The sequence below is a fragment of the Streptomyces sp. NPDC002835 genome (assembly GCF_053591995.1).
The window spans coordinates 1-26945 of record NZ_JBSFUW010000037.1 but is presented as its reverse complement, the minus strand read 5'-3'; the positions used below and the strand labels follow the sequence as shown (position 1 = coordinate 26945).

Below are 26945 nucleotides of genomic sequence, written 5' to 3'. Positions count from 1 at the left end.
CGGGGCTCAGTTGCCGCCGAAGCCGTCCTGGTCCTGACCGTCCTGGTCCTGACCCTGGCCGTCTTGGCCGCCCTGGTCCTGGTCCTGGCCTTGACCGCCTTGGTCCTGGCCCTGCGCCTGGCCCTGGTCGCCGCCGCCGGCCTCGCCGAGCTGCGCGCCGACCGCCGCCAGCGCCGTCGTCACCGGCTGGAAGAACGTCTCGCCGCCCGACGTGCAGTCACCGCTGCCGCCCGAGGTCAGACCGATCGCGCTGCCGTCGCGGGTGAACAGGGCACCGCCGCTGTCGCCGCCCTCCGCGCACACGTCGGTCTGGATCAGGCCGGTGACCGTGCCCTCCGGGTAGTTCACCGTGGCGTTCAGACCGATCACCTGACCGCTCTTCAGACCGGTGGTGCTGCCCATACGGAACACCTCCTGGCCGACCGCCGCGTCGTCCGCGCGCACGATGTCCAGCGTCTGTCCGTTGCCGAGGTCGACCGTGCCGGGGGCGTCGGTGGCGGGGTCGTCGTACGTGACGAGGGCGAAGTCGCCCTCGCCGGGGAAGGTCGCCGCCTGCACCGTGCCGATCGGGGCGCCGTTCTGCTCCTCGGACCACTGGTCGTCGGCGACGGCGCAGTGTCCGGCGGTGAGGAAGCCGGGCTGTCCGTCGCCGGTGGTCACGTTGAAGCCGACGGAACAGCGTGATCCGCCGCCGAAGATGGCGTCGCCGCCCTCCAGGAAGGGCTTGAACTCGCCCGCGGTCTTCTGGATACGGGCCATGCCGTCGCCCAGGGACGTGACGGCGGACTCCAGCTGGTTCCAGCCGTCACCGGTGACCGTGCGGTCCGCGGTGACCAGCAGCCGGTTGGTCCTGGGGTCGACGGCCCAGGCCGTGCCCGGGACGGTGGCCTCGCGGGCCAGGGTGTCCGCCGCGGACTTCAGCTCGCTCAGGCTGTTCTCGACGGGCCGCGCGACGGCGCCCGCCTCGTCGACCTGGACGATCACGTTGTCGCTGTCGCCGCTGACGTTGACGACGACCTGCTGCTTCTGTGCGTCGTAGTACGCACCCGCATACGCGTCACCGAGTTCGGGACCGAGCTGCGAGACCAGATCCTGGGCCGCCGCGGCGCTCAGTGTTCTCGCCTCGGCCTTCGACTCGGAACCGGAGCCGGACTGCGATGCGTTGGCGTGGGGCAGCAGCACGGCGGCCGCGACGACGCCCACCGCCCCCGCCCCTGCAAGCACAGCCTTTCGCTTGGGTATTCGCCTGTGACTCAACTCGCCGCCTCCTGCGGGGATACGGAATCCGGTTGCCGACGACAGACCGGGGGACGCGTCCGACCGTTGATACGGAAGAGGCGGGGAGTTGTACTCATCGCGACTGCGAAATTCGCTCCCTGACGTGATGTCAGCGGCGTTGCGGAGAAGGGCTCATGCGGCGGGCAGCCGGGCGCCGCACCGGCTGCAGTACCGCGCCCCGGTGTCCTCGGCCGGGCGGTCGCACTCCGGGCAGATGCGGTTCAGCATGCACGCCGGTTCCGCGGCGGGGGCGGGCCTGCGGACGGCGGAGGCGTTGCCGATGGTCATGCCGGGGCGGCGGCGGTGGGCCGTGACGTAGGCGAGGCCGGCGGGGCCGGCGGACACGGCGCGCTCCATGCCGTGCGGCAGCCAGGCCACGCATCCCGGTTCCAGGGGCTGCCGCTCCCCGCCGATCACCAGTTCGCCGCTGCCGTCGACGACGCAGACCAGCACGTCCAGGTCGGGCTCGACGTGCGCGGCGCCCCGGGTGCCCGGCGGGAGGCGGACCAGGTTGGCGTCCAGCTGCCTGGCGACCGGGTCCAGCCGCCAGACGGCGCCGCTCCGGTCGTCCTCAGCCGCCGGCAGATCCGCCTTGCCGGCGAGCACTCCGGCCTTCGGGGACACTGCCATGCCGTTCCTCCAGAACACGTGGACCACAGACCGACCGCATCATTGCACGGTGCAATCCACCGGCCGGGCCCGCCCGGCCCCGGACCCGGGCGGAGGAACACAACCCTGACGCAGGAGCGTCCCGCACTTCGCTCGGGCGCATGATCACATATTTTCCATCAGTGACCACATATGCTCGGAAATCGATCGCTTTGGCGGTGTCCGCTTTCGCGCTGGCCGGATGCGCCGCCGTTCCCGACCGCCCCGACACCGCTCCCCGGCCCTCACCGCCGAAGGCCGCCCCCTCCCCCGCCGAGGCCGCGCCGACCATGGCTCCCGGACCGGGCGGTCTGGCACCGGTGTTCACGCGCGCCGCCGGTGACGGGAGCACCGGGCCGAAGACCGTCGCCCTCACCTTCGACGCCGACATGACCGCCGATCAGGGCCCGCGGGCCGCGCGCGGCGAACGGTTCGACAACCCGGCGCTGATCGACGCCCTGCGCACGCTCGACGTCCCGTCGACCGTCTTCATGACGGGCCGGTGGGCCGAGGAGTACCCGGCCCAGGCGAAGGCCATCGGCACCGACCCCCTCTTCGAGATCGCGAACCACTCCTACAGCCACCACGCCTTCAGCTCCCCCTGCTACGGCCTCCCCGAGATCGGCGCCGAGGACATGACCGCCGACGTACGGCGTGCGTTCACCGCGATCGAACGGGCCGGGGCACGCAATGTGGTGCCGTACTTCCGCTTCCCCGGCGGCTGCTACGACGACGCCGCCCTGCGGGCCGTGGCGCGGGCCGAGGTCACCGCCGTGCAGTGGGACGTCGTCAGCGGGGACGCGTTCGCCACCGACGCCCGGTCCGTGGCGCGCCAGGTACTCGACGAGGTGAGGCCCGGGTCGCTGGTCGTCCTGCACTGCACCCGCAGCGCCGCCCCCGTCACCGAGGAGGCCGTCCGCCGCATCGTCCCCGAGCTGCACCGGCGCGGCTACCGGTTCGTCAAGGTCTCCGACCTGATGCGGCAGTCCGCTCCGGCCCGGGCCGCGGAGGTCTCCGGCCGGCCGGGGCCTCGGCAGCCCTGACGCCCGCGGCCGGCCGGCTCGCAGGCAGGACCGGCTGTGGGCACCATGACAGAAGCGGCACCCGGGCCCGCGGATCTTGGAACCGCGGCCCCCGCCGCACGCCCCACCGTCGACTGCCGGAGGCCGACCACGTGCCCATGCTGCTGCCGGTGCTCTTCGCGCTCTGCGCGGCGCTCAGCAACGCCTTCGCCACGGTGCTGCAGCGCAAGGCGGCCCTTGTCGTCCCGCACTCGCAAGGCTTCCGCGCCGGTCTGATCCTCGACCTGGTGCGGCAGCCCGTCTGGCTGGGCGGCATCCTCGCCGTCGTCGTCGCGGGCCTGTGCCAGGCCGTCGCCCTCGGGACCGGGCCGCTGACGATCGTCCAGCCGCTCTTCGTCCTGGAGCTGCCGCTCGCTCTGATCCTGGCGACCCTCCTGCTGCACGGAAGCCTGCCGCGCGCCGGATGGGTGGCGGTGGCCGGTGTCGTGGTGGGTCTCGGGATCGCTCTCGCCGCAGCGGCACCGTCGGGCAACCGGACGGACGTGCCGGGAGACCGCTGGGTCGTTGCGCTCGCGGTGTGCGCCGCGGTGGTCCTCGCGCTCTCCGCCGCGGCCCTGCGCCGCCCGGAGGGTCGGGCCCGCGCCGCCTTCCTCGGCAGCGCCACCGCCATCAGCTACGCCGTCACCGCGGCCCTGATGAAGGAGGCCGTGCACATCCTGGCCGACCACGGCCTCAGGGCGTTCCTGACGACCTGGCAGACGTACGCGTTCGCGGCGGCCGGCGTCGCCGCGGTCCTCCTGCTGGTGCACGCGATGCAGGCGGGCCCGCTGGTCGCCTCCCAGCCCGCGCTCACCCTCGGGGACGCGGCGGTGAGCCTGACGCTCGGCATCCTCCTCTTCGAGGAACACGTCCGCACCGGCTGGTGGCTGCTGCCCGAGGCGGCGGGGGTGGCACTGGTGGTGGCCGGTGTCGTCGCCCTGGCCAGACTGCCGCTCGCCCGGTCCCTGGCCGCCGCGGAGGAGACCGGCGCCGTCCTGCCTTAGGGCGTGCGGATCATCAACTGGCCGTCCGGACCGGCGGCGGCGCGGCAGGCCCGGTGGTGGCGACGGCGCTGCGCGCCGGCGGCTGAGGCGGGGGCTCCCGTGCGGGCATCGACCGCCCGCAGCATCCCGTCGTCGCCGGTGAAACAGACCACACCCTCCGCGACCGTGGGGGCGTGCCTTACCTCGCTCGGCAGCGGGAAGCGCCAACGCTGCTTCCCCGTACCGCTGTCCAGGGCGTACAGCGCCTTGGACCCAGCGTGGTGGAACAGCGCATCCCCCGCCAGGACGGGGTGGCTCGCCCCTCGAGTCTCGAAGCTCCACACGGGCCTGCCGGTCTCTGGATCCAGGGCGTACGACTCAGCGCTGCCACACATGTAGACGCGGCCCGCCACCGCCTCGGGCGAGAAGACCTGTGAGCCCGCGTCGAAGTCCCAGCGTTTCCGGCCCGTTCCGCTGTCCACCGCGTGGAGCACGCCCTGCTCCGCCACGACGTAGACCGTGCCCTGGTGGATTTCCGGGGCGGGCGGGGAACTGAAGCCGTTGAACGCGAAGGAGTAGGTCCAGCGCACAGTCCCGTCGGCGGGGTCGATCGCCAGCAACGTGCCGCCGGAGCGGCTGATGTAGAGCACCTGGTAGCCGGACACCACAGGCCAGAGCATTTCCTTGCGCCTGCCGACCTCAGCCGTCCACCGGACCCGGCCGTCGGCGGCGCCCCCCGCGTGGAGGATTCCGTCGTAGGACACCGTGTGGAGGCCGCCACCTCCCGCAGCGCTGCGGGCAGCCCGGTCAGCCGGGGCTGCTCGTGCACGATGCGGTAGTTGAGGGCCTACGCCGGTCCCGTACCGAACGGGCCGATGCCCGTGGCCGCGTACGTCAGGACCGCGCCCAGCGAGAACACACCTCTCCGGCGTGCCATTCGCCCGAAGGCACGCGAGGGACCGGCCCGGCGGTCGGAGGAGGTCGGGGGTCGGCAGTGCCAGGGGGACCGAGCGGTCAGCCTGAGCAGGCCGTGCGCTCCGCCTCCCGCCATTCGCAGACCGGGCACAGCGGCGCGCCCTCGACCGACGCCGGGTACTCCGTCGGCTCGCGGCACAGGACGCACTCGGCGAAGGGACCGTCGGCGGCGGCGTCCTGGGCCGGCTCCGCCGCCCGGCTCTCCGAGGTCTCGCAGTACGGCTCGTGCTCGTCCATACCTTCGACTCTAACTCGCGGCCCTGCCACCGTCCGCGCCGCGCACCGGTGCCAGTACGGACGTCAGAGCGGCCGCCGCCGCGGCGATCAGCGCCGCCGCGAGGAGCGACAGCAGCGGCCATGTCACCGTCCCGGTCCGCGAGCCGGTGACCAGGCCGGTCACCGCGTACTTCGCGGGCGATCCGCTGGTCACCAGGGCCAGCAGTACGAACAGTGCGGTCGCCGCCAGCGACCAGCCGCGTGCATGCAGCACCGGCCGCGTGCACAGGGCGCCGACCGCCGTCCCCAGCAGTACGCAGACCGCTCCCGCGATCAGCCCGGCGGCCGCCGCGGGCAGCCGTGGGACCGCCACCTGGTGGTCGGCGCTCGACGGGTCGCTGATCAGCACGGTGAAGGCCACCGCAACCGCGCCCAGTACGGCCGCGCAGACGGCGGCGACCAGCAGCGACGCCAGATGGGCGCGGTGCGCGCCGGCCGCCGCGGCCGTGACGCCGCGCGCGGCCGCCGGTTCCTGCGTCGCGCAGACGCTCACCAGCCACGCGGCGACCGGCAGCAGCGCGGCCGCGGTCCAGCCGAGGGAGTCCAGGACCGGCCCGCCGCCCTGGACGCCCACGGCCAGGGCGGCGGCGTAGAGCAGGACGGGCGGCAGCCAGCGCTGGGAGCGCAGCAGGAGGGCGAGGTGGTAGCGGAAGAGCGCGGTCATGCGGTGGTGCCTGATCCTTTCGGACGGGGTGTCGTCACTGCCACCGCCGGGTCACCGGTCTCCGTCAGCTGCCGGACGTGCCACGGCGGCCGGGCGGTGAGCAGCGCGCGCAGCAGCGCGTCCGAGTACACGGCGGCGACGGTCAGCACGGTGCTGCCGTCCTCGCCCGCGCTCCGCTCGGGATCCCCCGGCAGTCCGCCGGGCAGTGCCGCGCCGGGCGGGCCGACCGCCACGATCCGGGCAGAGCGGCCCGGCCGCCGGCCGACGCCGGGCAGTTCTGCCGGCCGCTCCTCCAGCCGCCCGTCCCGTACGGCGAGGACGGTGTCCACCGCCCCGGCCAGCCGGCGCGGGTCGTGGTCGACGTACACGACGCTCGCCCCCGCCGTGACCCGTTCCGCGACGGCCAGGTCGAACTGGTCACGGGCCGCGGTGTCCAGGCCGGTCCACGCCTCGTCGAGCACCAGCAGCTCCGGACCGGCCAGCAGCGCCTGGGCGACGGCGACCTTCTGGCTGGTGCCCTTGGACAGTGCGCCGAGCGGTGTACGGGCGTGGGCCGCGGCCCCGAAACGTTCCAGCCATTCCGCGGCGCCGGTGGCCGCCGCCCGTCGCCCCAGGCCGTGGACGCGGCCGAGATGCGTCAGATAGCCGGCCGCGGTGAACGGCAGGGCGGCGGGGAAGCGCTCGGGGACGTACGCCGTACGCGGCCGGCCGGTGATCCGGCCCTCGGTCGGCGCGTCGATACCGGCGAGCAGCCGCAGCAGCGTCGACTTGCCGCTGCCGTTCGTGCCCTGCACCCGGACCAGGGCGCCCGGGCGCAGGCCGAGGTCGACCCCGCGCAGCACCCATGGGCCGCCGAGGCCGTAACGGCGGCCCACCTGCCGGAGCCTCAGTTCTGCGACGCCTTCTGCTGGGTGAGCTCGCTGGGCCGGACGATCACGAAGCCCTCGCCCTCCAGCTTGAGCTGGACCGCTTCGCCGGAGCCGCCGCGGATCATCGAGCCGACGGACTGCGAACGGTGCAGCGACGTGTGGAGCTGCGCGCTCCAGCCGACGACCGCGTCGGTGTCGACGAACACCGGCTGCTGGTGGCTGACGGGGATGACGATGGGGCTGCCCTCGCACATGACCGCGAGCTTGCCGTAGCCGGTGAAGACGCTGTTGAACAGGCCGCCGCCGGCCATGCCGGCGCCCTTGACCGTCTTGATCTCGTAGGACAGCGTCGCGTCGAAGCAGAGCACGTTGCGGCCGTTTATGGTCAGCGCGTCGCCCTGCTCGATGTCCACGATGAAGCAGTTGGCCGCCTCGTGCGCGAACCAGGCCTCGCCCTGACCGCGTACGGCCATCAGCGCCAGGCCCTCGCCGGTGACGGCGCGCTTGAGCATGCCGCCGATCCCCTGGCCCTTGCGCTCGAACTGGAGATTGCCCCGGAAGGCGATCATCGAGCCCTGTCGCGCGTGCATCTCGCCGTTGACCGCGTATTTGACGGACTTGGCGTTCTGCAGCGTCATGCCGGGCACCGTGGCCTGCTGTGCCATGTTCTCTGTGGAGAAAAGATCGCTCTTCATGCCATGCATCGTCGCCCGGAGGCGCCCGTTCCGCCAACAACCCCGCGCATGACGGCTGGCAGACTGGCCGGTGTGAGCAGCGAAGACACCCGTGAAATCCGATCCGACAGCGCCTTGGGCCGCGAGATCTCGAGCCGTGACGCGGCCCCGCAGTTCGTCCTGCCGCTGGTGGTGCGCATCGAGAAGACCGCGCCGCCGGCCCGCACGGACGCCCTGGAGACCGCCGCGCGGGCGGTGCTCGCGATCCTCGCCGACGAGCGTTCCACCGGCGACGGCGAATGGGCCGAGGCCGTGCGGGACTGGCAGGACGCCCGTATCCGCAAGGTCGTACGGCGGGCGCGGGGCGCCGAGTGGCGCAAGGCCGGCACGCTGCCGGGCATCACGGTGACCGGCACGGACCCGGATGCGGAGGCGGAGGTGCGGGTCTTCCCGCCCGTACCGCTCGACGGCTGGCCCAGGGAACTGGCCAAGCTCCAGGTGTCGGGCACCGAGCTCGACGACCCGCGGCCGCCCGCCGCCCCCGACCCCGCCCATCCGGTGCTGTGGCTCAGCCCCACGCTCGAGATGTCGGCGGGCAAGGCCATGGCGCAGGCCGGTCACGGCGCCCAACTCGCCTGGCTCCGGCTCTCGCAGGCGCAGCGCGAGGCATGGCGTGAAGCGGGCTTCGCGCTGTCCGTGCGCACCGCGGACCCGGCAGGCTGGCGCGCACTCACGGCGAGCGGACTGCCGGTCGTTCGGGACGCGGGCTTCACGGAGATCGCCCCCGGCTCGTGCACGGTGGTCGCCGACCATCCGGCGCTGCGGGAGCGGGCCGGCCGCTGAACGGGCCGTCGGCCGGCGGGCCGTTGAACAGTTCGAGCCCCGGTTGCGTACTCCCCGGTACCGCCCAGTAGTTTGACCGGCTAGGTTCGACCGGCGGTCGGCCGCCGGTCGACCGGTGAGCTGACCGGCCATTCAGCAGGGCTATTGGTTGCCGTGTAACGCATCGGCTCTGGAGGCACATTGTTGCGGCGCATCAACGGAACAGCACTCATCATCGCGGCTCTGGTCGTCACGGTCGGCGCACTCGCCTTCCCCGTGTGGTCCTACGCCGACCGTTCCGGCACCGGTCAGGACAATCTCAACGCCTCGAGCGTGGCAACCCAGTGGGGGCCGCTCTCGGCCACCGACCGCGACTTCCTGGTCAAGGTACGGCTGGCGGGGCTGTGGGAACTGCCCGCCGGACAGCAGGCGATCGAGCGCGCGCCCACCGAAGCGATCAAGGCCGCCGGCGACCACCTCGTCGTCGGCCACACCGACCTCGACGAGCGGGCGCGCAGAGTCGCCGCGCAGCTCGGCGTCGAGCTGCCCAACCAGCCCACCGAGCAGCAGCAGGGCTGGCTGCGAGAGCTGTCCGCAGCACAGGGCGAGGAGTACGAGCGCAAGTTCGCGCAGATCCTGCGGACCGCGCACGGCAAGGTGTTCGCGCTGATCGCCGAGGTCAGGCACACCACCCGCAACACGCTGATCCGGCAGCTCGCGACGGACGCCAACCAGACGGTGCTCGACCACATCACCATGCTGGAGCAGACCGGCCGCGTCGACTTCGACGAGATCGCCAACGACGCGGCCGCGACCGCGACGGCCAGCCCGAGCGGGCCGCCGCCGCCGGACGGCAACCTGCCCCCGTCGCCGCCGGCGGCCTCGCCGACGGGCGACCAGTCGTTCACCTCCCGGCCGACACCGCAGCCGGGCGCGCCCACCGCGATCAACACCGACCGTCCGGCGCCGCAGGATCCGCCCGCGCCGCAGGAGCCGGAGCCGGCGGGGTGAGGTGACTGGTCCCGCGGACCGGGGGGTCCGGTCGGGAACCTCAAATGAAGCTCTGAACGTCCCCTCCTTCGGATTCACCTTGCCGTGACGGGGTCATGACCCCAGCACCGTCACACGTGGGCGTGAGCGGAGGAGGGGGACCATGGAACTCGGCATCGGCATCGGCTGGCGGCCGGAGATCGCGGAAACGGTGGAGCGGCTGCCGGGACTCGACTGGGTCGAGGTGGTCGCGGAGAACGTCTGCCCCGGCCATCTGCCGCCCGCGCTGCTCCGGCTGCGCTCGCGCGGCGTCCGCGTCGTCCCGCACGGCGTCTCGCTCGGCCTCGGCGGCGCGGACCGGCCGTCGCGGCGACGGCTGGCCGACCTGGCCGAGCGGGCCCAGGCCCTGGGTGCGCCGCTGGTCAGCGAGCACATCGCGTTCGTACGGGCGGGCGGCGCGCTCACCGCGTCGCCCGCCCTGGAGGCGGGCCACCTGCTGCCCGTCCCCCGCACCTGGGACGCGCTGGACGTCCTCTGCGAGAACGTGCGCATCGCCCAGGACTCGCTGCCGGTGCCGCTGGCGCTGGAGAACATCGCGGCGCTGATCTCCTGGCCGGACGATGAGCTCACCGAGGGCCAGTTCCTCGCGGAGCTCGTCGAACGGACCGGGGTACGGCTGCTGATCGACGTGGCCAACCTCCACACGAACCACGTCAACCGCGGCGAGGACCCGTGCCGGGCGCTGGACGAACTCCCCGTCGAGGCGATCGCTTACGTCCATGTCGCGGGCGGCGTCGAACGCAACGGCGTCTGGCACGACACGCACGCGCACCCGGTGACGCAGCCGGTCCTGGACGTCCTGTCCGCCCTCCGGGCGAGGGTGGACCCGCCGGGGGTGCTGCTGGAGCGCGACGACGCGTTTCCGGCGGGGGCGGAGCTGGAGGGTGAACTGGCGACGATCCGGGCGGTGGTGGGGGCGGGTGCGGGTGCGGGTGCGGGTGCGCCTGCGGCGGGCCTGTTCCCCCACCCGCCCCTTCCCGAAACCGGGGCAAGCCCCGGACCCCGTACCGCGCTCCGCGCGGTGGCCTCAATCGCCGGCCGGGCTGAAGTCGCCCGACCACACCCAGTCCCGCCGGCGATTGAGGCGCGGGTCCGGGCGGAGCCCGGTTCGGGGAGGGGCGGGGTGGGGAAACGGCAGCGGGTGGCGCTCGCGCAGGCCGCGGTGCTGTCCGCGCTCGTCGCCGGCACCCCCGCCCCCGAGGGCTTCGACGCACGCCGCCTGCGCGTGCAGAGCCGCGCGCTCGCCGCGAAGCGCGCGGACGTCGTCGCGAAGGTCGCGCCCGAACTGCCGGAGATCCTCGGCGCGGACTACCGGCCCGCGTTCCTCGCGTACACCAGGAACCGCCCCCTGCGCGCCGGTTACCGGCGCGACGCGCTGGACTTCGCCGAGCACCTGCTCGCCGCCGGCCGCGTCGCGGACGACGGCGTGCGCCGGCGGCTGGCGCTGTGGTGGCGGGAGCGGGCCGCCGCGCGGCCGCCGCGCCGGGCAGCCCGGCTGGTGCGGGCGGCGCGTGCCGCGCTCGTGGGGAGGCGGGCGGCATGACACTGCTCACGCTCGCCGTGTATCTCGCCGTCGGCGTCTCGTCCGTCCTGCTGATCGTGCGGGTCTCCGCGGCCCGGCCCGCCGCCCGGGCCACCGGGGCGCAGGTGCACGACGTCTACGAGGCGGCCTTCCTCGCGGGCGGCCCGGCCCGCGTCGTCGACGCCGCGCTGGTCGCGCTGCACGCGGACGGGCGGCTCGCCGTCGGCTGGCCCGGTGTCCTGTCCGTGCTGCGGCCGGCCGCCCACGACCCGGTGGAGCGCGCGGTCTTCGCCGAGCTGGCGTCCGCACCGGACGGCGCGCTGCACACCGTGCGGCTCCGGACGATGCGCAATGCCGCCGTGCAGGAGGTCGGTGACGTGCTCGCGGCACGCGGCCTGATGGTGCCGCCCGCGCCGCCCGGCGTCGCGCGACTCGCCACCTGGGGCCTCGTCCAGGCCGTGGTCTGTGTGCTCGGCGTGCCGGTCTCGATCGTCGTCACTATCGTCCAGTTCGCCGAAGCCCCCTTCGTCGATCCGGGTGCGCCGTTCGTCTTCCTGGTCCTCCCGGTCCTGGTGGCCGGCGCCGTGATCGGCGGTCTGCAGGCGGGCCGGGTGCGGCGGCGCCTCACCCCGGCCGGGCTCAGGGCGCTGCACTCGTACCGGGCCGGACACGCGCGGCCGGGGACGCCCGCCGAGGCGGTGGCCCTGAGCGGGCTGCGCGGCGTGTCGGACCCGGTGCTGCGGACGGCGCTGACCGGCGCGCCCCGCTACCGTGCTGCGTCGGCGGACCACGGCGGCGGCGCGGCGCCGGGTGCGTACTACGCCGTCGACGACGGCGCGTGGTGCGCCGGTTCGTCGCCCGGCTCCGGGGGCTCCGGGAGCTGCGGCAGCTCCGGCGGCTGCGGTGGATCCGGCGGGTCGAGCTCCAGCTGCGGCGGGTCCTCCGGTTCCAGCTGCGGCGGCGGTGGCGGCAGCAGCGACTGACGCACCGGCATCGGGGTCATAGACCCCGACACCGCCGAACGGTGCTTTACTTCGCGATCCGCCCCCGTCGAAGATCCCTTTCGTCCCGTGGCCGTCGTCGGCCGCCCGCGCACGAAGGGAACGCGATGCGAACATCCGCTAAGTACGGGGCTGTGGCCGGCCTCAGTTCCTTGGTCCTCACCTCGCTCTCCGTCGCCCCCGCCGACGCGGCGGCCACCACCGGCGCCGAGTCCCGCGGCACCGTGGTGGCCGCCGAGCGCGCCGCCGCGGCCGGTGTCGACTTCGGCCGCTGCCCCGCGGCCGAGAAACTGCCGGACCCGGTCCGGTGCGGCACCGTGAAGGTCCCGCTCGACTACGCGGACCCGTCGGGGCGTCAGATCGAACTGACCGTCAGCCGCGTGGCGGCGAGCGGCAAGAGCTCCGAGCGGCAGGGCGCCCTCGTCTACAACCCCGGCGGCCCCGGCGCCTCCAGCATGACGTTCCCGCTGGCGGCCGAACTGCCCGAGTGGAAGCGGATCTCCGGGGCGTACGACATCGTGGGCTACGCGCCCCGCGGCGTCGGCCGGTCCGCGCCGCTGTCGTGCCAGGACCCGCGGGACTTCCTCAAGGCGCCCACCCAGGCCCCGACCCATCCGTCCCTCTCGTACAAGAAGGAGCGCATCGCGCAGGCGCGGGCGTACGCCGACGGCTGTGCGGAGCGCAACGGCGCGGCGCTGCGCCACTACACCTCGCTGAACAACGCCCGCGACCTCGACGTGCTGCGGGCGGCGCTGGGCGAGGAGAAGCTGACCTTCATGGGCGCGTCGTACGGCACCTACTTCGGCGCCCTGTACGCGACGATGTTCCCGTCCCATGTACGCCGCATGGTCTTCGACTCCGCGGTCGACCCGGACCCGGAGCAGGTCTGGTACGGCAACAACCTGAGGCAGTCGGAGGCGTTCGAGAGCCGGTGGGCCGACTTCCGCGCCTGGGTGGCCAAGCACCACGAGACGTACGGGCTGGGCACGACGGCCGAGGACGTGGCGCACAGCTACGAGCAGGCGCGCGCCCGGCTCGCGGAGGAGCCCGCGGGCGGCACGGTCGGCCCCGGCCAGCTCCACGCGGCCTTCCTCGGCGCCGGCTACTACGACGGCTACTGGCCGCTGCGCGCCACGGCGCTGTCGGAGTACCTGAAGGGCAATCCGGAGCCGCTGATCGCCCAGGCCGCGCCGGACGAGACGAGTGCGAAGGCCGCGGAGAACGGCACCGCCGTCTACACGGCGGTCGAGTGCAACGACGCCCCCTGGCCGGAGGACTGGCTGACGTGGGACCTCGACAACTCAGCTCTGGCGCAGCGCGCGCCGTTCGAGACGTGGGACAACGTCTGGATGAATCTGCCGTGCGCCTTCTGGTCCGCGCCGCGGCAGCAGCCGCTGGACGTGCGCACCGCGCCGGGGGAGCTGCCGCCCACGCTGATCCTGGCCGCCGAACGGGACGCGGCCACGCCGTACGCCGGGGCGCTGGAGCTGCAGCGGCGGCTGGCGGGCTCGGTGCTGATCACGGAGGAGGACGCGGGCACGCACGGCATCGGCGGCGGCGAGAACTCCTGCGTCAACCAGCACCTGGAGGACTATCTGCTGCTGGGGAAGACGCCGGTGCGGCGCGCATCATGCGCGCCGCACCCGGAGCCGGACCCGGTGTCGCTGGACCGGCGGGCGGAGCAGCGAACGCTGCCGCACACCGTCTGATCTTCCGGGTCACATGGACGGCTGGGTATCCGCACCGGTGGTGCGGAAACCCGGCCGTCAGGTTTTCAGGGGCCCCGGGCGAGGTTACGCGAACCCGCCCGTGGGTTTCCGGCCCTGGGGAAGGCTACGCGAGCCCGGCCACCAGATCCGCCACGTCCTTGCGGCGGCCGGTGTAGAACGGCACCTCTTCGCGCACGTGCATCCGGGCCTCGGAGGCGCGCAGGTGCCGCATCAGGTCGACGATGCGGTACAGCTCGTCGGCCTCGAAGGCCAGGATCCACTCGTAGTCGCCGAGCGAGAACGACGCGACCGTGTTGGCGCGCACGTCCGGGTAGCCGCGGGCCATCTTGCCGTGGTCGGCGAGCATCCGGCGGCGGTCCTCGTCGGGCAGCAGGTACCAGTCGTACGAGCGCACGAAGGGGTAGACGGAGATGTAGTCGCGCGGCGTCTCGTCGGCCAGGAACGCCGGGATGTGCGCCTTGTTGAACTCGGCGGGGCGGTGCAGCGCCATGTTCGACCAGACCGGCTCGAGAGCACGGCCGAGGCGGGTGCGGCGGAAGCGGTTGTACGCGTCCTGGAGCTCGTCGGCGGTCTCCGCGTGCCACCAGATCATCACGTCGGCCTCGGCGCGCAGCCCGGAGACGTCGTACGTGCCGCGCACGGTGACGTCCTTGGCGGCGAGCTGGTCGAACAGCTCCTGGACCTCCTCCGCGTAACCGGAGCGGTTCTCGGGGAGCACATCGCGCAGCTTGAAGACGGACCACAGCGTGTACCGGATGACCTCGTTGAGGTCCTTGGCCTTCTTGCCCGCGTTCGGAATCTTTTCTGGCGCACTCATACGGCTATTGTCCCGCCTCTGCTTCCGTGCCCCGCGCCAGGGTCGGCGTGGCGAGGATCTCGTCCGCCGCGCGCTGCCCGCTGGCGATGCAGGCGGGGATGCCGACCCCGTCGTACACGGCGCCGCAGACCCGCAGCCCGGGGACCTTGGCGACCTCGTCGCGGATGCGGGCGACCCGGGCGAGGTGTCCGACCGGGTACTGGGGCAGGCCGCCGGTCCACCGGGTGACCTCGGTGGCCACGGGGCGGGCGGTGAGGCCGACGGCGGCGCCGAGGTCGGTCAGGGAGACGTCGACCAGCTCGGCGTCCTCACGTTCGAGGGCCTGCTCCTCGCCGTGCCGCCCGACGGAGGTGCGCAGCACGAACAGGTCGCCCGCGTCCCGGCCGGACCAGCCCCACTTGGCGGACGAGAACGTGGACGCCTTGATGGTGCGGCCGTCCACGGGCGGGACGAGGAACCCGCTGCCGGCGGGCAGCCCCGCCACGTCGGCGCGCCGGAACGCCAGGGTGACCAGCGCCATCGAGGCGTACTCGACGCGCCCGAGCTCGGCCGCCGCGGCCGGTGACTCGGCGGCGAGGAGCGCCGACGCGGACCAGGCGGGCGTCGCGAGCACGACGGCGTCGGCGTCGAACGTCTCCCGGTCGGTGCGGATCCGCCAGCCGGCGGCGGTGCGGGCCAGGCCGAGGACGGGCGTCTCGGTGCGGACGTCGCCGCCCTGGGCGCGTACGGCGTCGGCGACGGCACCCGGCAGCGTGCCGATGCCGCCGTCGAGGCCCATGAAGACCGGCCCGCCGGGCTGCTGCGCGGCGGCCCTGGCCTGGATGTCGCGCACGCCGTCGAGCAGCGAACCGTGGGTCCTGGCCGCCTCGAACAGCTGGGGCACGGCCGCGCGCATGGAGATGCGGTACGCGTCCCCCGCGTACACCCCGCCGAGCAGCGGCTCCACCAGCCGGTCGACGACCTCCCGGCCGAGGCGCTCGGCGACGTACGCGCCGACGGCCACGTCGTCGCCGATCTCGGCCGGCGGAAGGTCCTTCTCGTGTTCGATACGGGCCAGGCCCTCGGGCGACAGCAGCCCGGCCAGGGCCGACGCGTCACCGGGGACGCCCATCACATGGCCCTTGGGCATGGGCCGCAGGGCGTCGCGGGTCCACACCGCGGAGGCGGCGGTGGCCGGCGGTTCGAGGCGGTCGCCGAGGCCGACCGCGCGGGCGAGGCCGGTGCCCTCGGGGCGGCGGGCGAGCATCGACTCGGCGCCCAGATCGACGCGTACGCCCTCGATCTCCCCCGACAGCAGCTTGCCGCCGACCCGGTCGGTGGCCTCGAGGAGGGTGACGCGCACGCCGGAGTCGAGCAGCCGGTGCGCGGCGGCGAGACCGGCGATGCCGCCCCCGACGACCACGACATGGCGCGCAGGTGTGTCCACGTTCATGGTCCAACTCTCTCAAACGCCGTTCCGAGTCCTGACCGTGACCGCTTCGGGACCGGAATCCGGCAACCCGCGGCAGGGGCCGTACGTCGAACCTGCAACTCTTACGTCACATCCCCCGGGGGGCCGGTCATGCGTTCACGACGCCTATTCGCGGTACTGCTTCTCTCCGCCTCACTCGGCCTCGCCGGGTGCGCCGCCGATGCCTCCGACTCCCGAGACGCGCAGAGCGCGGTGAAACCCGCCGCCCAGGACGCGGGGGAAGGCGCGGCGGGCCCCGGCTACGCGGCGGACGAGGCCGCCGGGCAGCCGGAGCAGGCCGACGCGGACCGCAAGGCCCCCGCGAAGCAGGCCCCGGTACAGGCCCACGTCATCCGGACCGCCGCGCTGGAGGTGGAGGTGAAGAACGCCACGAAGGCGCTCGCCGCCGCCCGCACGACGGCGCTGAACGCCGGCGGCCACGTGGAGAACGAGACGACGGAACGGATCGACGACACCCACGTCACCTCCCACGTCGTGATCCGCGTCCCCCAGGAGCAGTACGACTCGGCGCTGACCGAGCTGGCGGGCGCCGGAAAGCTGTTGGCCCGCAAGGCCAATGCCAAGGACGTCACGGACCAGGTGGTCGACGTGGAGACCCGTATCGCGACGCAGCGGGCGAGCGTGGCGAGGGTGCGGGAGCTGATGGACCGGGCGACGAAGCTGGCCGACGTCGTCACCCTGGAAGGGGAGTTGAGCAGCCGTCAGGCCGACCTGGAGTCGCTGCTGGCGCAGCAGTCCGCGCTGAAGGACCGCACCTCGATGGCGACGATCACGCTGACGCTGTCGGAGCAGGAGCGGCCGGAGGCCGGCAAGGACGACGACCCGGGCTTCCTGGACGCGCTCGGCGGCGGCTGGGACGCGCTGACGGCGACGCTGCGCTGGAGCGCGGTGGTCATCGGCGCGGTGGCGCCGTTCGCGGCGGTGGCGGTGGTGGTGTACGCGGTGTGGCGGTGGCTGGTACGGCCCCGGCTGCCCCGGCGCCCGGCGGCCGCTGCCCCGGCCGTTTCCCCTGCCACGGAGGACTGAACAGCCCTTTCCCCGTAGCGTGTTCCCCATGACAGCGACGGAACGCCTGGTGATCATCGGGGGCGACGCGGCGGGCATGTCCGCCGCGTCGCAGGCACGCAGGATGAAAGGCCCGGACGAGCTGGAGATCGTCGCGTTCGAGCGCGGCCACTTCAGCTCGTTCTCGGCGTGCGGCATCCCGTACTGGGTGAGCGGCGACGTCGGCGACCGCGACCAGTTGATCGCGCGCACGCCGCAGGAACACCGCGAGCGCGCCATCGATCTGCGGATGCGCACCGAGGTGACGGAGATCGACGTCGCGGGCGGCCGGGTGCGCTCGCGCGAGGTGGACACCGGCGCGGAGTCGTGGACCGGCTACGACAAGCTGGTCATCGCCACCGGCGCCCGCCCGATCCGCCCCGCGCTGCCCGGCATCGACGCGCCCGGCGTGCACGGCGTGCAGACCCTCGACGACGGCCAGGCCCTGCTGGACACCCTCAACCGCACCGACGGCCGGCGCGCGGTCGTCGTCGGCGCCGGATACATCGGCGTCGAGATGGCGGAGGCGCTCCTGAAGCACGGCTACGAGGTCACGGTCGTCAACCGCGGCGAGCAGCCGATGGCCACCCTCGATCCGGACATGGGCCGGCTGGTCCACGAGGCGATGTCGGGCATGGGCATCACGACGGTCTCCGGCACGGCCGTCACCGGAATCCTGACCGGTGACGACGGCCGCGTCCGCGCGGTGGCGACCGACGGCGCCGAGTACCCGGCGGACGTGGTCGTCCTCGGCATCGGCGTCGAGCCGGAGACCACGCTCGCCCGAGCGGCCGGCCTGCCGCTCGGCCGCTACGGCGGCCTGCTCACCGACCTGGCGATGCGGGTACGCGGCCACGACGCCGTCTGGGCTGGCGGCGACTGCGTCGAGGTCCTCGACCTCGTCTCCGGCCGCGAACGCCACATCGCGCTGGGCACCCACGCCAACAAGCACGGCCAGATCATCGGCGCGAACGCGGGCGGCGGCTACGGCACGTTCCCCGGCGTGGTCGGCACGGCCGTCAGCAAGGTCTGCGAACTGGAGATCGCCCGCACGGGCCTGCGCGAGAAGGACGCCCGGGCGGTGGGCCTCCGGTACGTCACCGCGACGATCGAGTCGACCAGCCGCTCCGGCTACTTCCCCGGCGCGGCCCCGATGACGGTCAAAATGCTCGCGGAACGCCGCACGGGCCGGCTGCTGGGCGTCCAGATCGTGGGCCGCGAGGGCGCGGCGAAACGCGTCGACATCGCGGCGGTTGCCCTGACGGCGGGCATGACGGTCGAACAACTGACCATGCTCGACCTCGGCTACGCCCCACCCTTCTCCCCCGTCTGGGACCCGGTCCAGGTAGCGGCCCGCAAGGCAACGAAGGCGGTACGCACGGCGGGACCGTGACCTCCGCCCCGCGCCCCGTGTCCGCCCGACGGGCGGGCCGGGCTCCGGGCAACCTCAGCCCCGCCGGCGATTGAGGCGCAGGGCCCCGGGGCGGCAGCGCCCCCGGAAACACCCCGCGGCGGCTAGCGCGCAGTCGACTCGTGCACGTCCGCCACCAGCCGCGTCAACGCGTCCGGCGCCGTCGTCGGCAGCACCCCGTGCCCGAGATTGAAGATGTGGCCCTCGAGACCCGCCGCCGCGTCCAGCACCTCACGGGTCTTGGCCCGCACGGCCTCCGGCGTGGAGAACAGCACGGCCGGGTCCAGGTTCCCCTGGAGCGCCTTGCCGGGGCCGACGCGGCGTACGGCCTCGTCCAGCGGGACGCGCCAGTCGACGCCGACCACGTCCGCGCCCGCCTCGCCCATGAGGCCCAGCAGCTCGCCCGTGCCGACGCCGAAGTGGATGCGCGGCACGCCGTACGAGGCGACGGAGTCGAAGACCTTCGACGAGGCCGGCATCACCGAGCGCCGGTAGTCCGCGGGGGCCAGCGCGCCGACCCACGAGTCGAAAAGCTGCACGGCGGACGCGCCCGCCTCGATCTGGACCTTCAGGAAGGCGGAGGTGATCTCCGCAAGGCGGTCCAGCAGGTCGGCCCAGAGCTGCGGGTCGCCGTACATCAGGGCCTTGGTGTTCTCGTGGTTGCGCGACGGCCCGCCCTCCACGAGGTAGCTCGCGAGAGTGAACGGCGCGCCGGCGAAGCCGATCAGCGGGGTGGACCCCAGCTCGCCGGTGAGCATCCCGATCGCCTCGGTGACGTACGCGACGTCGTCCGGCGTCAGGTCCCGCAGCCGCTCGAGGTCCGCGCGGGTGCGGATCGGCTCCGCGACGACGGGGCCGACGCCCGGCTTGATGTCGAGGTCGATGCCGATCGCCTTCAGCGGCACCACGATGTCGCTGAAGAAGATCGCCGCGTCGACCTTGTGCCGCCGCACGGGCTGCAGCGTGATCTCCGTGACGAGCTCGGGCCGCATGCACGACTCGAGCATCGGGATGCCCTCGCGCACCTTCAGGTATTCGGGCAGTGAGCGCCCCGCCTGCCGCATGAACCAGACCGGCGTGTGCGGCACCGGCTCCCGGCGGCACGCCTTGAGAAATGCGGAGTTGTACGTCTTCGTCCGGTGGCCCGCGGGGCTGTGGTTGGCGCTCACGCGTTGAATCTTCGCATGTGCGCGGGAAGTGCCTGCCCCGGCATGGGTGTCCCTCCCTGCGCGAAGCTCCCGTTCCGCCTACTCTTCCCCGCATGGCTGCGGCTCAGGGACACTTTTCCGATCATTCCAACGGCGCTGACGACAAGGGGAGCGCGGAACCGGACGCCGAACCGAGCGCCGTCCCGCGGGCGTTCCGTCAGGCGGTCGAGGCGCTGCGGTCGGCCCGGCTGCGGCCGGAGATCGAGATCGATCCGACGCGGCCTCCGCAGCGGCTCGCGCCGCACGCGTACGCGCTGGAGGCGGCGGTCGTCGTCGGCGAGGACGATCTCGCGGACGGGCGTCTCGTGCTGCTGCACGAACCGGCCGGCCACGACGCGTGGCAGGGCACCTTCCGGCTGGTGACGCTGGTGCGGGCGGAGCTGGAGCCGGAGATGGCGGCCGATCCGCTGCTGCCCGAGGTGTGCTGGTCGTGGCTGACGGGCGCGATGGACGCGCGCGGCCTGTCGTACGGGGAGGCGAGCGGCACCGTCACCCGTGCGGGGTCTCACTATTTCGGTGGACTTGCCGAGCGCCGTCCTGCGACGCAGATCGAGATCCGGGCGTCGTGGACCCCGGAGGAGGGGCCCGGCGGTGTGCCGGACACCGCCGCACACCTGGTGGCCTGGTGCGATCTGCTCTGCCAGGTCGCGGGCCTGCCGCCGTCGCCGGCCGGTCCCGCGGACAACGCGACGGGCGTGGTGACCCTGCCGCAGCGCCGCGGCCCGCAGCAGGCCTGAATCGGGGCGCCGCCGCGGCACGGGAGACTGGCCTGCGGCCGTACGCGGGAACGACGCCGGGGAGCGGTCGTTCGTAGGATGATCGATCGCCCGTCCGAATTGCCCCGATTATTACTCACCAAATCGTGATCATTCTCTAAAGGCGGACGGGTTTGCTGCCGAAGAGGTCAATGACCTAACTGCACGGTTCGCCCCGGCTTCACTCCCCGAGCCGGCTCCGTCCCGCACCTTTCCAGGAGGCCTGGTGTCCGTTCTTCTCGAGCAGCCCGCAAGCCTGGTCGCCTACCGCCCGAACAAGCCGACGGCCATGGTCGTCGTAGCCGACCCGCGCGTCCGTTCCACCGTCACCCGCCATCTGTGGGCGCTCGGGGTCCGTGACGTCATCGAGGCGTCGTCCATCGCGGAGGCCCGTCCCCGCGTCGGCAACCCGCGCGACATCTGCGTTGCCGACGTCCACCTGCCCGACGGTTCCGGGCTGACCCTGCTGTCCGAGACCCGCGCGGCAGGCTGGCCCAACGGGCTGGCGCTGTCGGCCGCCGACGACATCGGCGCCGTTCGCAACGCGCTGGCCGGCGGCGTCAAGGGTTACGTCGTCACCGGCACCCGTACCAACATCGGCCACCCGACCCGCCCCGGCGCCGCCCCCATCGGCGCCGCGGCGAACCGTATGCACCGCCGCCCCCCGGGTGCCCCGAGCCACCCGGGCGGCTACCGGGAACTGTCCGGCCGCGAGGTCGAGGTCCTGCGCCTCGTCGCGGAGGGCCAGTCCAACAAGGCCATCGGCGTCTCCATGGGACTGTCCGCGCTGACCGTCAAGAGCCACCTGGCCCGTATCGCCCGCAAGCTGGGCACGGGCGACCGCGCGGGAATGGTCGCGGTCGCCCTGCGCACCGGAATCATCCACTGAATCGCTCTCTCCCCTCCCCCGCCCCGGCGCCCGTCGACGGAACGTTCCGTCGACGGGCGCGCTTCGCCTCGGGCCCGTGCTAGGCACGAACCACGGCTCACCGGACGAGAGATGATCAGGTGAACCGCTCGGGGAGGACCCTGATGAACGTCACTCTGCGGGTGGACGCGACGCCGTCCGCCTCCGCGCTCTTCCTGCGCCCCTGGCACGACGGCGACGTCAAGCCGCTGATCGAGGCGTATCGCGATCCCGTCCTGCGGCGGTGGACAAGGCTGCCGGTGGAGAACGCCGGCGATGCGGTGCGGTGGCTGGACCTTCAGAGACGCGGCTGGGAGACCGGAGAGCGGCTGAGCTTCGCCGTGCTGGAAGACCGTCCGGGCACCGGCGAGAGCCGACTGGCCGGCAACGTGGTCCTGAAGCGGACCGGCCCCGGCAGGCACTCCACGGAAGTCGGCTACTGGACGGCGGCGCCCGCCCGGGGCCGGCAGGTCGCCCCCCGCGCCCTCGAAGCCCTCACCCGCTGGGCCTTCGGCGCCTTCGCGGCCGAGGGCCTGGCACGTCTCGACCTTCTCCACCAGGTGGACAATCCCGCCTCCTGCCGGGTCGCGGAGAAGACCGGATACGAGTTCCACGAGATCCTGCCGGCGCGGCCACCCTTCCCCCGGGACGGCCACCTGCACATACGGCGGGCCGACACTCCGGCCTGAGCCGGCGCGGGCACAGCCCGACGGCGGACCGGGTCCATGAGCTCGTCCGCCCGGGCGGGCGCGGCGCGTTCCGGGTCCACGGACCCGGTGCGAGGGACGCCTCCCGAGGCCCCCCGGGCCACCCGGGAGCAGCAATCGGCGCCCGTAACGCCGTGTACTGAGAGCCGTTTTCCCAGGTCAGGCGATTCTTCGTACGAAGGTGCAGGTCAGGCCGCCGTGGGGGCGGATACCCTTGACAGGTGACCGACGCCCAAGAGACCGCAGCAGAGACCGCACTGCGAACCACCGGGGGCGCCCCCTCGGACGACGACGTCCCTGCCGCAGGGTTGCCGATCCCCTTGCTGGAGCCCAGGGAGGGCATCCCGCCGGTGGTCGCCGACGAGGAGGCCCTCGCCGAGGTGATCGCCGCCTTCGCGGCCGGCACCGGCCCCGTGGCCGTCGACGCCGAGCGGGCGTCCGGCTACCGGTACGGCCAGCGCGCCTACCTCGTACAGCTCCGCCGTGAGGGCGCCGGCACCGCGCTCGTCGACCCCGTCGGCTGCCCCGACCTGACGGCGCTCGGCGACGCGCTCGCCGACGCTGAATGGATCCTGCACGCCGCCACCCAGGACCTGCCGTGTCTGCGGGAAATAGGCATGGTGCCCAGCCGGCTCTTCGACACCGAGCTGGCCGGACGGCTCGGCGGCCATCCGCGGGTCGGGCTCGGCGCGATGGTGGAGAGCGTCCTCGGCTACGCCCTGGAGAAGGGCCACTCGGCCGTCGACTGGTCCACCCGCCCCCTGCCGGAGCCCTGGCTGCGGTACGCGGCCCTCGACGTGGAGCTGCTGGTCGACCTGCGCGACGCGCTGGAGAAGGACCTCGACCGGCAGGGCAAGCTCGAGTGGGCCCGCCAGGAGTTCGACGCGATCGCGTCCGCCCCGCCGCCGCCCCCGCGCCGCGACCCCTGGCGCCGCACGTCCGGGATGCACAAGGTGCGCCGCCGCCGGCAGATGGCGGTCGTACGGGAGATGTGGACGGTCCGCGACCGGGTCGCCCAGCGGCGTGACGTGTCGCCCGGCAAGGTGCTCGGCGACGCCGCGATCATCGAGGCCGCGCTCGCGCTGCCCGCGAACGTGCACGCGCTGACCGCGCTGCCCGGCTTCGGGCACCGGATGGCCAGGCGCCAGCTCGAGCAGTGGCAGGCCGCGGTCGAGCGGGCGAAGGCCCTGCCCGACGCCGAGCTGCCGCAGCCCGGCCAGCCGTTGAACGGCCCCCCGCCGCCGCGTTCGTGGGCGGACAAGGACCCGGCCGCCGCGGCCCGGCTGTCGGCCGCCCGCGCGGGAGTCTCCGCGCTGGCGGAGGAGCTGAACATGCCGCAGGAGAACCTGATCACGCCGGACACGGTGCGGCGGGTCTGCTGGGAGCCGCCGTCCGAGGCGACGGTGGCGGCCGTCTCCGACGCCCTGACCGAGCTGGCCGCCCGCCCCTGGCAGGTGGAGCTGGTCGCGCCCGCGCTGGCACAGGCGCTGACCGCCGCGGCACCGTAGGCGGGGGGCTTCGACGTGTGACGTTCGACGCTCCGGCCTCGGGGGGTGTGCAGCTTGGTTACCCACAAGTAGCATGGGGCAAGCAAGCGCACGCTCAGGCGTGCGTGCCGCAGCAGTGCAACCCCGCACCCTGGAGGAGAGCCATCGTGCCTCGTACCGTCAGGGACGTCGTCTTCGTCGACGGCGTCCGCACCCCGTTCGGCAAGGCGGGCCCGAAGGGCATCTACCACGAGACCCGCGCCGACGATCTCGTCGTGAAGGCCATCCGGGAGCTGCTGCGCCGCAACCCGGCTCTCGACCCCGCGAAGATCGACGAGGTCGCCATCGCCGCGACCACGCAGATCGGTGACCAAGGCATGACCCTCGGCCGCACCGCCGGCATGCTCGCCGGTCTGCCGCAGTCCGTGCCGGGCTACTCGATCGACCGCATGTGCGCCGGCGCGCTCACCGCCGTCACCGCGACCGCCGGTTCGATCGCCTTCGGCGCGTACGACGCCGTCATCGCCGGTGGTGTCGAGCACATGGGCCGCCACCCGATGGGCGAGGGCGTCGACCCGAACCCGCGCTTCGTCAGCGAGAAGCTCGTCGACGAGTCGGCCCTGTTCATGGGCATGACCGCGGAGAACCTGCACGACCGGTACCCGCAGATCACCAAGCAGCGCGCCGACGAGTACGCCGTGCGTTCGCAGGAGAAGGCCGCCAAGGCGTACGCCGACGGCAAGATCCAGCAGGACCTGGTGCCGATCTCCGTGCGCCGCACCAACCCCGAGGCGGGGGAGACGGGCTGGGGCCTGGTCACCGCCGACGAGCCGATGCGCCCGGGCACCTCGCTCGAGTCCCTCGCGGGCCTGAAGACGCCGTTCCGCGTCCACGGCCGCGTCACCGCCGGCAACGCCGCGGGCCTGAACGACGGCGCCACCGCCTCGATCATCGCCTCCGAGGAGTTCGCCCGGGAGAACAACCTTCCGGTCAAGATGCGCCTGGTCTCGTACGCCTTCGCCGGCGTCGAGCCCGAGGTCATGGGCTACGGCCCGATCCCCGCGACCGAGAAGGCCCTCGCCAAGGCCGGCCTGTCGATCGAGGACATCAACCTCTTCGAGATCAACGAGGCCTTCGCCGTCCAGGTGCTGGCGTTCCTCGAGCACTACGGCATCGCCGACGACGACGCGCGCGTCAACCAGTACGGCGGCGCCATCGCGTACGGTCACCCGCTCGCCTCCTCCGGTGTGCGTCTGATGACCCAGCTCGCCCGCCAGTTCGAGGAGCAGCCCGAGGTCCGTTACGGCCTGACCACGATGTGCGTCGGCTTCGGCATGGGCGCCACGGTCATCTGGGAGAACCCGAACCACAAGGACGCCGGAGGCGACAAGTGAGCACCACCACCGAACTCCTGAAGGGCGCGGCCGAGCTGTTCCCGGACGAGGTCGTCACGCAGGCGCATGTACGCCACCTCGACCTCCCAGCCGGCGCCGGGCGCTTCGCGCTCATCACGCTGGACAACGGCCTGGACCACACCAAGCCGACCACCTTCGGCCCGCAGTCGCTCGCGAACCTGAACACCGCGATCGACCAGGTCGAGGCGGAGGCGGCGGACGGCGGCATCGTCGGCGTCGGCATCACCGGCAAGCCGTTCATCTTCGCCGTCGGCGCCGACCTCAAGGGCGTCGAGCTGCTGAAGGAGAAGTCCGACGCGCTGGCGATCGGCAAGGGCGGCCACGACGTCTTCAAGCGTCTCGCGGGCCTCGCCGTCCCGACCTTCGCGTACTACAACGGCGCGGCCATGGGCGGCGGCGTCGAGGTCGGTCTGCACTGCTCGTACCGCACCGTCTCGAAGGCGATCCCGGCGTTCTCGCTGCCCGAGGTCTTCCTCGGTCTCGTCCCGGGCTGGGGCGGCTGCGTGCTCCTGCCGAACCTGATCGGCGCGGACCGCGCGGTCTCGGTCGTCATCGAGAACTCGCTCAGCCAGAACAAGCAGCTCAAGGGCGCGCAGGTCTTCGAGCTGGGCATCGCCGACGCCATCTTCGAGGGCGCCGACTTCCTCGAGCAGTCCCTCGTCTGGACCGCGTCCGTGCTCAAGGGCGAGACCGTCGTCGAGCGCGCCGGGATCGACCGCGGCGAGGCCTGGGACCAGGCCGTCGCCAAGGGCCGGTTCATCGCCGACTCCAAGGTGCACGGCGCGGCCCCGGCCGCCTACCGCGCCCTCGACATCATCGAGGCCGCCAAGGACGGCGACCTGCAGAAGGGCTTCGACGCCGAGGACGAGGCGCTGGCCGACCTCATCATGGGCGGCGAGCTGCGCAGCGGGATCTACGCCTTCAACCTGGTCCAGAAGCGCGCCAAGCGCCCGGCCGGCGCGCCGGACAAGAGCCTGGCCCGCCCGGTCACCAAGGTCGGCGTCGTCGGCGCCGGTCTGATGGCCTCCCAGCTGGCGCTGCTGTTCCTGCGCCGCCTCGAGGTGCCGGTCGTGCTGACCGACATCGACCAGGAGCGCGTCGACAAGGGTGTGGGCTACGTCCACGCCGAGATCGAGAAGCTGCTCGGCAAGGGCCGCATCAACCAGGACAAGGCCAACCGCCTCAAGGCCCTGGTGACCGGTGTGCTGGACAAGGCCGAGGGCTTCGCGGACGCGGACTTCATCATCGAGGCCGTGTTCGAGGAGATGGGTGTCAAGCAGACGGTGTTCGCGGAGGTCGAGGCGGTCGCCCCGGCGCACGCGATCCTCGCCACCAACACCTCGTCGCTGTCGGTCTCCGAGATGGCGTCCAAGCTGAAGCACCCCGAGCGGGTCGTCGGCTTCCACTTCTTCAACCCGGTCGCGGTCCTGCCGCTGCTGGAGATCGTCCGCGGCGAGCAGACGGACGACGCGTCGCTGGCCACCGCGTTCGGTGTCGCGAAGAAGCTGAAGAAGACCGCGGTCCTCACCAAGGACGCCCCGGCGTTCGTCGTGAACCGCATCCTGACCCGCTTCATGGGCGAGATCCAGAACGTCATCGACGAGGGCACCCCGGTCGCCACCGCCGAGAAGGCCATCGAGCCGCTGGGCCTCCCGATGTCGCCGCTGGTCCTGCTGGAGCTCGTCGGCCCGGCCATCGGCCTCCACGTCTCCGAGACCCTGAACCGCGCCTTCCCGGAGCGCTTCACGGTCTCCGAGAACCTGGCCGCGGTCGTCAAGGCCGGCAAGCGCGGCTTCTACGTCTACGACTCCGGCAAGCCGGAGCTGGACCCGGAGGTCGCCGCACTGCTGAAGCAGGGCGACACCGTCCTGACGGAGGAGCAGGTCCGCGACCGCGTCCTGGACGCCGTCGCGCAGGAGATCGGCCTGATGCTCGACGAGGGCGTCGTCGCCGAGGCCCAGGACATCGACCTCTGCCTGATCACCGGCGCCGGCTGGCCCTTCCACCTGGGCGGCATCACGCCGTACCTGGACCGCGAGGGCGTCTCGGAGCGCGTGAACGGCAAGCCGTTCCTGGCCCCGGGCGTGGCGAGCGTCCCGGCGTAACCTCCGGGCGCGCAGCGCAGACTGCCCCGGCACCGCGTAAGCAGTGCCGGGGCAGTCTGCGCTGC

General features: G+C 73.1%; 25 protein-coding genes. 15 read left to right on the top strand and 10 right to left on the bottom strand.

Going from position 1 to position 26945, the window contains the following annotated elements; translation table 11 throughout:
* Nucleotides 1-6 precede the first annotated feature (6 nt).
* Nucleotides 7-1257, bottom strand: a complete 1251-nt coding sequence (locus tag ACWD01_RS29945; protein ID WP_451166089.1) for a S1 family peptidase — start codon at nt 1255-1257, stop codon at nt 7-9.
* 153 nt (nt 1258-1410) lie between these two features.
* The gene (locus tag ACWD01_RS29940; protein WP_451166088.1) at nt 1411-1908 is read right to left on the bottom strand and encodes a cupin domain-containing protein; all 498 of its coding nucleotides are present in this window, start codon (nt 1906-1908) and stop codon (nt 1411-1413) included.
* Nucleotides 1909-2048: 140 nt separating this feature from the next.
* Here ACWD01_RS29940 and ACWD01_RS29935 point away from each other — a divergent pair, with 140 nt between their 5' ends.
* A complete protein-coding gene (locus ACWD01_RS29935) occupies nt 2049-2969 on the top strand; it encodes a polysaccharide deacetylase family protein (RefSeq protein ID WP_451166086.1) in 921 nt (306 codons plus the stop codon).
* A gap of 137 nt (nt 2970-3106) precedes the next feature.
* Nucleotides 3107-3991, top strand: coding sequence for a DMT family transporter (locus tag ACWD01_RS29930; protein ID WP_451166169.1), 885 nt, complete (start codon nt 3107-3109; stop codon nt 3989-3991).
* On the opposite strand, the gene ACWD01_RS29925 is transcribed toward ACWD01_RS29930, so the two are convergent.
* The 5 genes from ACWD01_RS29925 to ACWD01_RS29905 form a co-directional block, all read right to left on the bottom strand.
* Nucleotides 3988-4734, bottom strand: coding sequence for a PQQ-binding-like beta-propeller repeat protein (locus tag ACWD01_RS29925; RefSeq protein WP_451166084.1), 747 nt, complete (start codon nt 4732-4734; stop codon nt 3988-3990). The genes ACWD01_RS29930 and ACWD01_RS29925 overlap by 4 nt on opposite strands.
* Nucleotides 4735-4984: 250 nt before the next feature.
* Nucleotides 4985-5182 (bottom strand): hypothetical protein, encoded by a 198-nt coding sequence (locus ACWD01_RS29920; RefSeq protein ID WP_451166082.1) that lies wholly within the window; start codon nt 5180-5182, stop codon nt 4985-4987.
* 10 nt (nt 5183-5192) lie between these two features.
* Entirely contained in the window at nt 5193-5885 is a 693-nt protein-coding gene (locus tag ACWD01_RS29915; protein WP_451166080.1) for an ABC transporter, read from the bottom strand.
* Nucleotides 5882-6760 carry an ATP-binding cassette domain-containing protein gene (locus ACWD01_RS29910; protein WP_451166078.1) on the bottom strand — a complete coding sequence of 293 codons (879 nt, stop codon included), beginning with the start codon at nt 6758-6760 and terminating at the stop codon, nt 5882-5884. The genes ACWD01_RS29915 and ACWD01_RS29910 overlap by 4 nt, the downstream gene beginning before the upstream one ends.
* Nucleotides 6761-6771: 11 nt before the next feature.
* A complete protein-coding gene (locus ACWD01_RS29905) occupies nt 6772-7449 on the bottom strand; it encodes an AIM24 family protein (protein WP_356894762.1) in 678 nt (225 codons plus the stop codon).
* 3 nt (nt 7450-7452) lie between these two features.
* On the opposite strand from ACWD01_RS29905, the gene ACWD01_RS29900 reads away from it, so the two are divergent.
* The 5 genes from ACWD01_RS29900 (at nt 7453) to ACWD01_RS29880 (ending at nt 13532) form a co-directional block, all read left to right on the top strand.
* Nucleotides 7453-8271 carry a peptidyl-tRNA hydrolase gene (locus ACWD01_RS29900; RefSeq protein ID WP_451166076.1) on the top strand — a complete coding sequence of 273 codons (819 nt, stop codon included), beginning with the start codon at nt 7453-7455 and terminating at the stop codon, nt 8269-8271.
* Between the two features lie 183 nt (nt 8272-8454).
* Nucleotides 8455-9261: a DUF4142 domain-containing protein gene (locus tag ACWD01_RS29895; protein ID WP_451166074.1), complete on the top strand. Its 807-nt coding sequence runs from the start codon at nt 8455-8457 to the stop codon at nt 9259-9261.
* Nucleotides 9262-9403: 142 nt separating this feature from the next.
* Entirely contained in the window at nt 9404-10843 is a 1440-nt protein-coding gene (locus ACWD01_RS29890) for a DUF692 domain-containing protein (RefSeq protein ID WP_451166072.1), read from the top strand.
* Complete coding sequence (locus ACWD01_RS29885) at nt 10840-11805, top strand: TIGR04222 domain-containing membrane protein (protein ID WP_451166070.1); 966 nt, start codon at nt 10840-10842, stop codon at nt 11803-11805. Before ACWD01_RS29890 ends, ACWD01_RS29885 begins: the two co-directional genes overlap by 4 nt.
* A 125-nt stretch (nt 11806-11930) precedes the next feature.
* Nucleotides 11931-13532: an alpha/beta hydrolase gene (locus ACWD01_RS29880; protein WP_451166068.1), complete on the top strand. Its 1602-nt coding sequence runs from the start codon at nt 11931-11933 to the stop codon at nt 13530-13532.
* Nucleotides 13533-13656: 124 nt separating this feature from the next.
* On the opposite strand, the gene hemQ is transcribed toward ACWD01_RS29880, so the two are convergent.
* Both hemQ and hemG read right to left on the bottom strand, forming a co-directional pair.
* Nucleotides 13657-14370 (bottom strand): hydrogen peroxide-dependent heme synthase, encoded by a 714-nt coding sequence (gene hemQ / locus ACWD01_RS29875; RefSeq protein WP_451166066.1) that lies wholly within the window; start codon nt 14368-14370, stop codon nt 13657-13659.
* A gap of 4 nt (nt 14371-14374) precedes the next feature.
* Entirely contained in the window at nt 14375-15802 is a 1428-nt protein-coding gene (hemG, locus tag ACWD01_RS29870) for a protoporphyrinogen oxidase (protein ID WP_451166064.1), read from the bottom strand.
* A 129-nt stretch (nt 15803-15931) separates the two neighbouring features.
* Between hemG and ACWD01_RS29865 the strand changes: the two genes are divergently transcribed.
* Nucleotides 15932-16867 carry a DUF4349 domain-containing protein gene (locus tag ACWD01_RS29865; RefSeq protein WP_451166062.1) on the top strand — a complete coding sequence of 312 codons (936 nt, stop codon included), beginning with the start codon at nt 15932-15934 and terminating at the stop codon, nt 16865-16867.
* Between the two features lie 28 nt (nt 16868-16895).
* On the top strand, nt 16896-18278 hold the full coding sequence (locus tag ACWD01_RS29860) for an FAD-dependent oxidoreductase (protein ID WP_451166060.1): 1383 nt from the start codon (nt 16896-16898) through the stop codon (nt 18276-18278).
* 122 nt (nt 18279-18400) lie between these two features.
* Here the strand turns inward: ACWD01_RS29860 and hemE are convergent, their stop codons facing one another.
* Complete coding sequence (gene hemE, locus ACWD01_RS29855) at nt 18401-19465, bottom strand: uroporphyrinogen decarboxylase (protein ID WP_451166059.1); 1065 nt, start codon at nt 19463-19465, stop codon at nt 18401-18403.
* A 92-nt stretch (nt 19466-19557) separates the two neighbouring features.
* Here hemE and ACWD01_RS29850 point away from each other — a divergent pair, with 92 nt between their 5' ends.
* The 6 genes from ACWD01_RS29850 to ACWD01_RS29825 all read left to right on the top strand — a co-directional run bounded on the left by ACWD01_RS29850 (nt 19558) and on the right by ACWD01_RS29825 (nt 26880).
* Nucleotides 19558-20241: a DUF3000 domain-containing protein gene (locus ACWD01_RS29850; RefSeq protein ID WP_451166057.1), complete on the top strand. Its 684-nt coding sequence runs from the start codon at nt 19558-19560 to the stop codon at nt 20239-20241.
* 244 nt (nt 20242-20485) lie between these two features.
* Nucleotides 20486-21148, top strand: a complete 663-nt coding sequence (locus ACWD01_RS29845) for a helix-turn-helix transcriptional regulator (RefSeq protein ID WP_005310513.1) — start codon at nt 20486-20488, stop codon at nt 21146-21148.
* A gap of 143 nt (nt 21149-21291) precedes the next feature.
* On the top strand, nt 21292-21855 hold the full coding sequence (locus tag ACWD01_RS29840; protein ID WP_451166055.1) for a GNAT family N-acetyltransferase: 564 nt from the start codon (nt 21292-21294) through the stop codon (nt 21853-21855).
* A 239-nt stretch (nt 21856-22094) separates the two neighbouring features.
* On the top strand, nt 22095-23381 hold the full coding sequence (locus ACWD01_RS29835) for an HRDC domain-containing protein (RefSeq protein ID WP_451166053.1): 1287 nt from the start codon (nt 22095-22097) through the stop codon (nt 23379-23381).
* Between the two features lie 146 nt (nt 23382-23527).
* Nucleotides 23528-24754 (top strand): thiolase family protein, encoded by a 1227-nt coding sequence (locus ACWD01_RS29830; protein ID WP_451166051.1) that lies wholly within the window; start codon nt 23528-23530, stop codon nt 24752-24754.
* Nucleotides 24751-26880, top strand: coding sequence for a 3-hydroxyacyl-CoA dehydrogenase NAD-binding domain-containing protein (locus ACWD01_RS29825; protein ID WP_451166050.1), 2130 nt, complete (start codon nt 24751-24753; stop codon nt 26878-26880). Before ACWD01_RS29830 ends, ACWD01_RS29825 begins: the two co-directional genes overlap by 4 nt.
* The last annotated feature ends 65 nt before the right edge of the window (nt 26881-26945 follow it).

Excerpts from the sequence above, each read along its gene's own strand:
- ACWD01_RS29940 (WP_451166088.1), bottom strand. The coding sequence starts at position 1,908 with ATGGCAGTGTCCCCGAAGGCCGGAGTGCTCGCCGGCAAGGCGGATCTG.
- ACWD01_RS29935 (WP_451166086.1), top strand. The coding sequence starts at position 2,049 with ATGATCACATATTTTCCATCAGTGACCACATATGCTCGGAAATCGATC.
- ACWD01_RS29930 (WP_451166169.1), top strand. The coding sequence starts at position 3,107 with ATGCTGCTGCCGGTGCTCTTCGCGCTCTGCGCGGCGCTCAGCAACGCC.
- ACWD01_RS29920 (WP_451166082.1), bottom strand. The coding sequence starts at position 5,182 with ATGGACGAGCACGAGCCGTACTGCGAGACCTCGGAGAGCCGGGCGGCG.
- ACWD01_RS29915 (WP_451166080.1), bottom strand. The coding sequence starts at position 5,885 with ATGACCGCGCTCTTCCGCTACCACCTCGCCCTCCTGCTGCGCTCCCAG.
- ACWD01_RS29905 (WP_356894762.1), bottom strand. The coding sequence starts at position 7,449 with ATGAAGAGCGATCTTTTCTCCACAGAGAACATGGCACAGCAGGCCACG.
- ACWD01_RS29900 (WP_451166076.1), top strand. The coding sequence starts at position 7,453 with ATGCATCGTCGCCCGGAGGCGCCCGTTCCGCCAACAACCCCGCGCATG.
- ACWD01_RS29890 (WP_451166072.1), top strand. The coding sequence starts at position 9,404 with ATGGAACTCGGCATCGGCATCGGCTGGCGGCCGGAGATCGCGGAAACG.
- ACWD01_RS29885 (WP_451166070.1), top strand. The coding sequence starts at position 10,840 with ATGACACTGCTCACGCTCGCCGTGTATCTCGCCGTCGGCGTCTCGTCC.
- ACWD01_RS29880 (WP_451166068.1), top strand. The coding sequence starts at position 11,931 with ATGCGAACATCCGCTAAGTACGGGGCTGTGGCCGGCCTCAGTTCCTTG.
- hemQ (WP_451166066.1), bottom strand. The coding sequence starts at position 14,370 with ATGAGTGCGCCAGAAAAGATTCCGAACGCGGGCAAGAAGGCCAAGGAC.
- hemG (WP_451166064.1), bottom strand. The coding sequence starts at position 15,802 with ATGAACGTGGACACACCTGCGCGCCATGTCGTGGTCGTCGGGGGCGGC.
- ACWD01_RS29865 (WP_451166062.1), top strand. The coding sequence starts at position 15,932 with ATGCGTTCACGACGCCTATTCGCGGTACTGCTTCTCTCCGCCTCACTC.
- ACWD01_RS29860 (WP_451166060.1), top strand. The coding sequence starts at position 16,896 with ATGACAGCGACGGAACGCCTGGTGATCATCGGGGGCGACGCGGCGGGC.
- ACWD01_RS29850 (WP_451166057.1), top strand. The coding sequence starts at position 19,558 with ATGGCTGCGGCTCAGGGACACTTTTCCGATCATTCCAACGGCGCTGAC.
- ACWD01_RS29840 (WP_451166055.1), top strand. The coding sequence starts at position 21,292 with ATGAACGTCACTCTGCGGGTGGACGCGACGCCGTCCGCCTCCGCGCTC.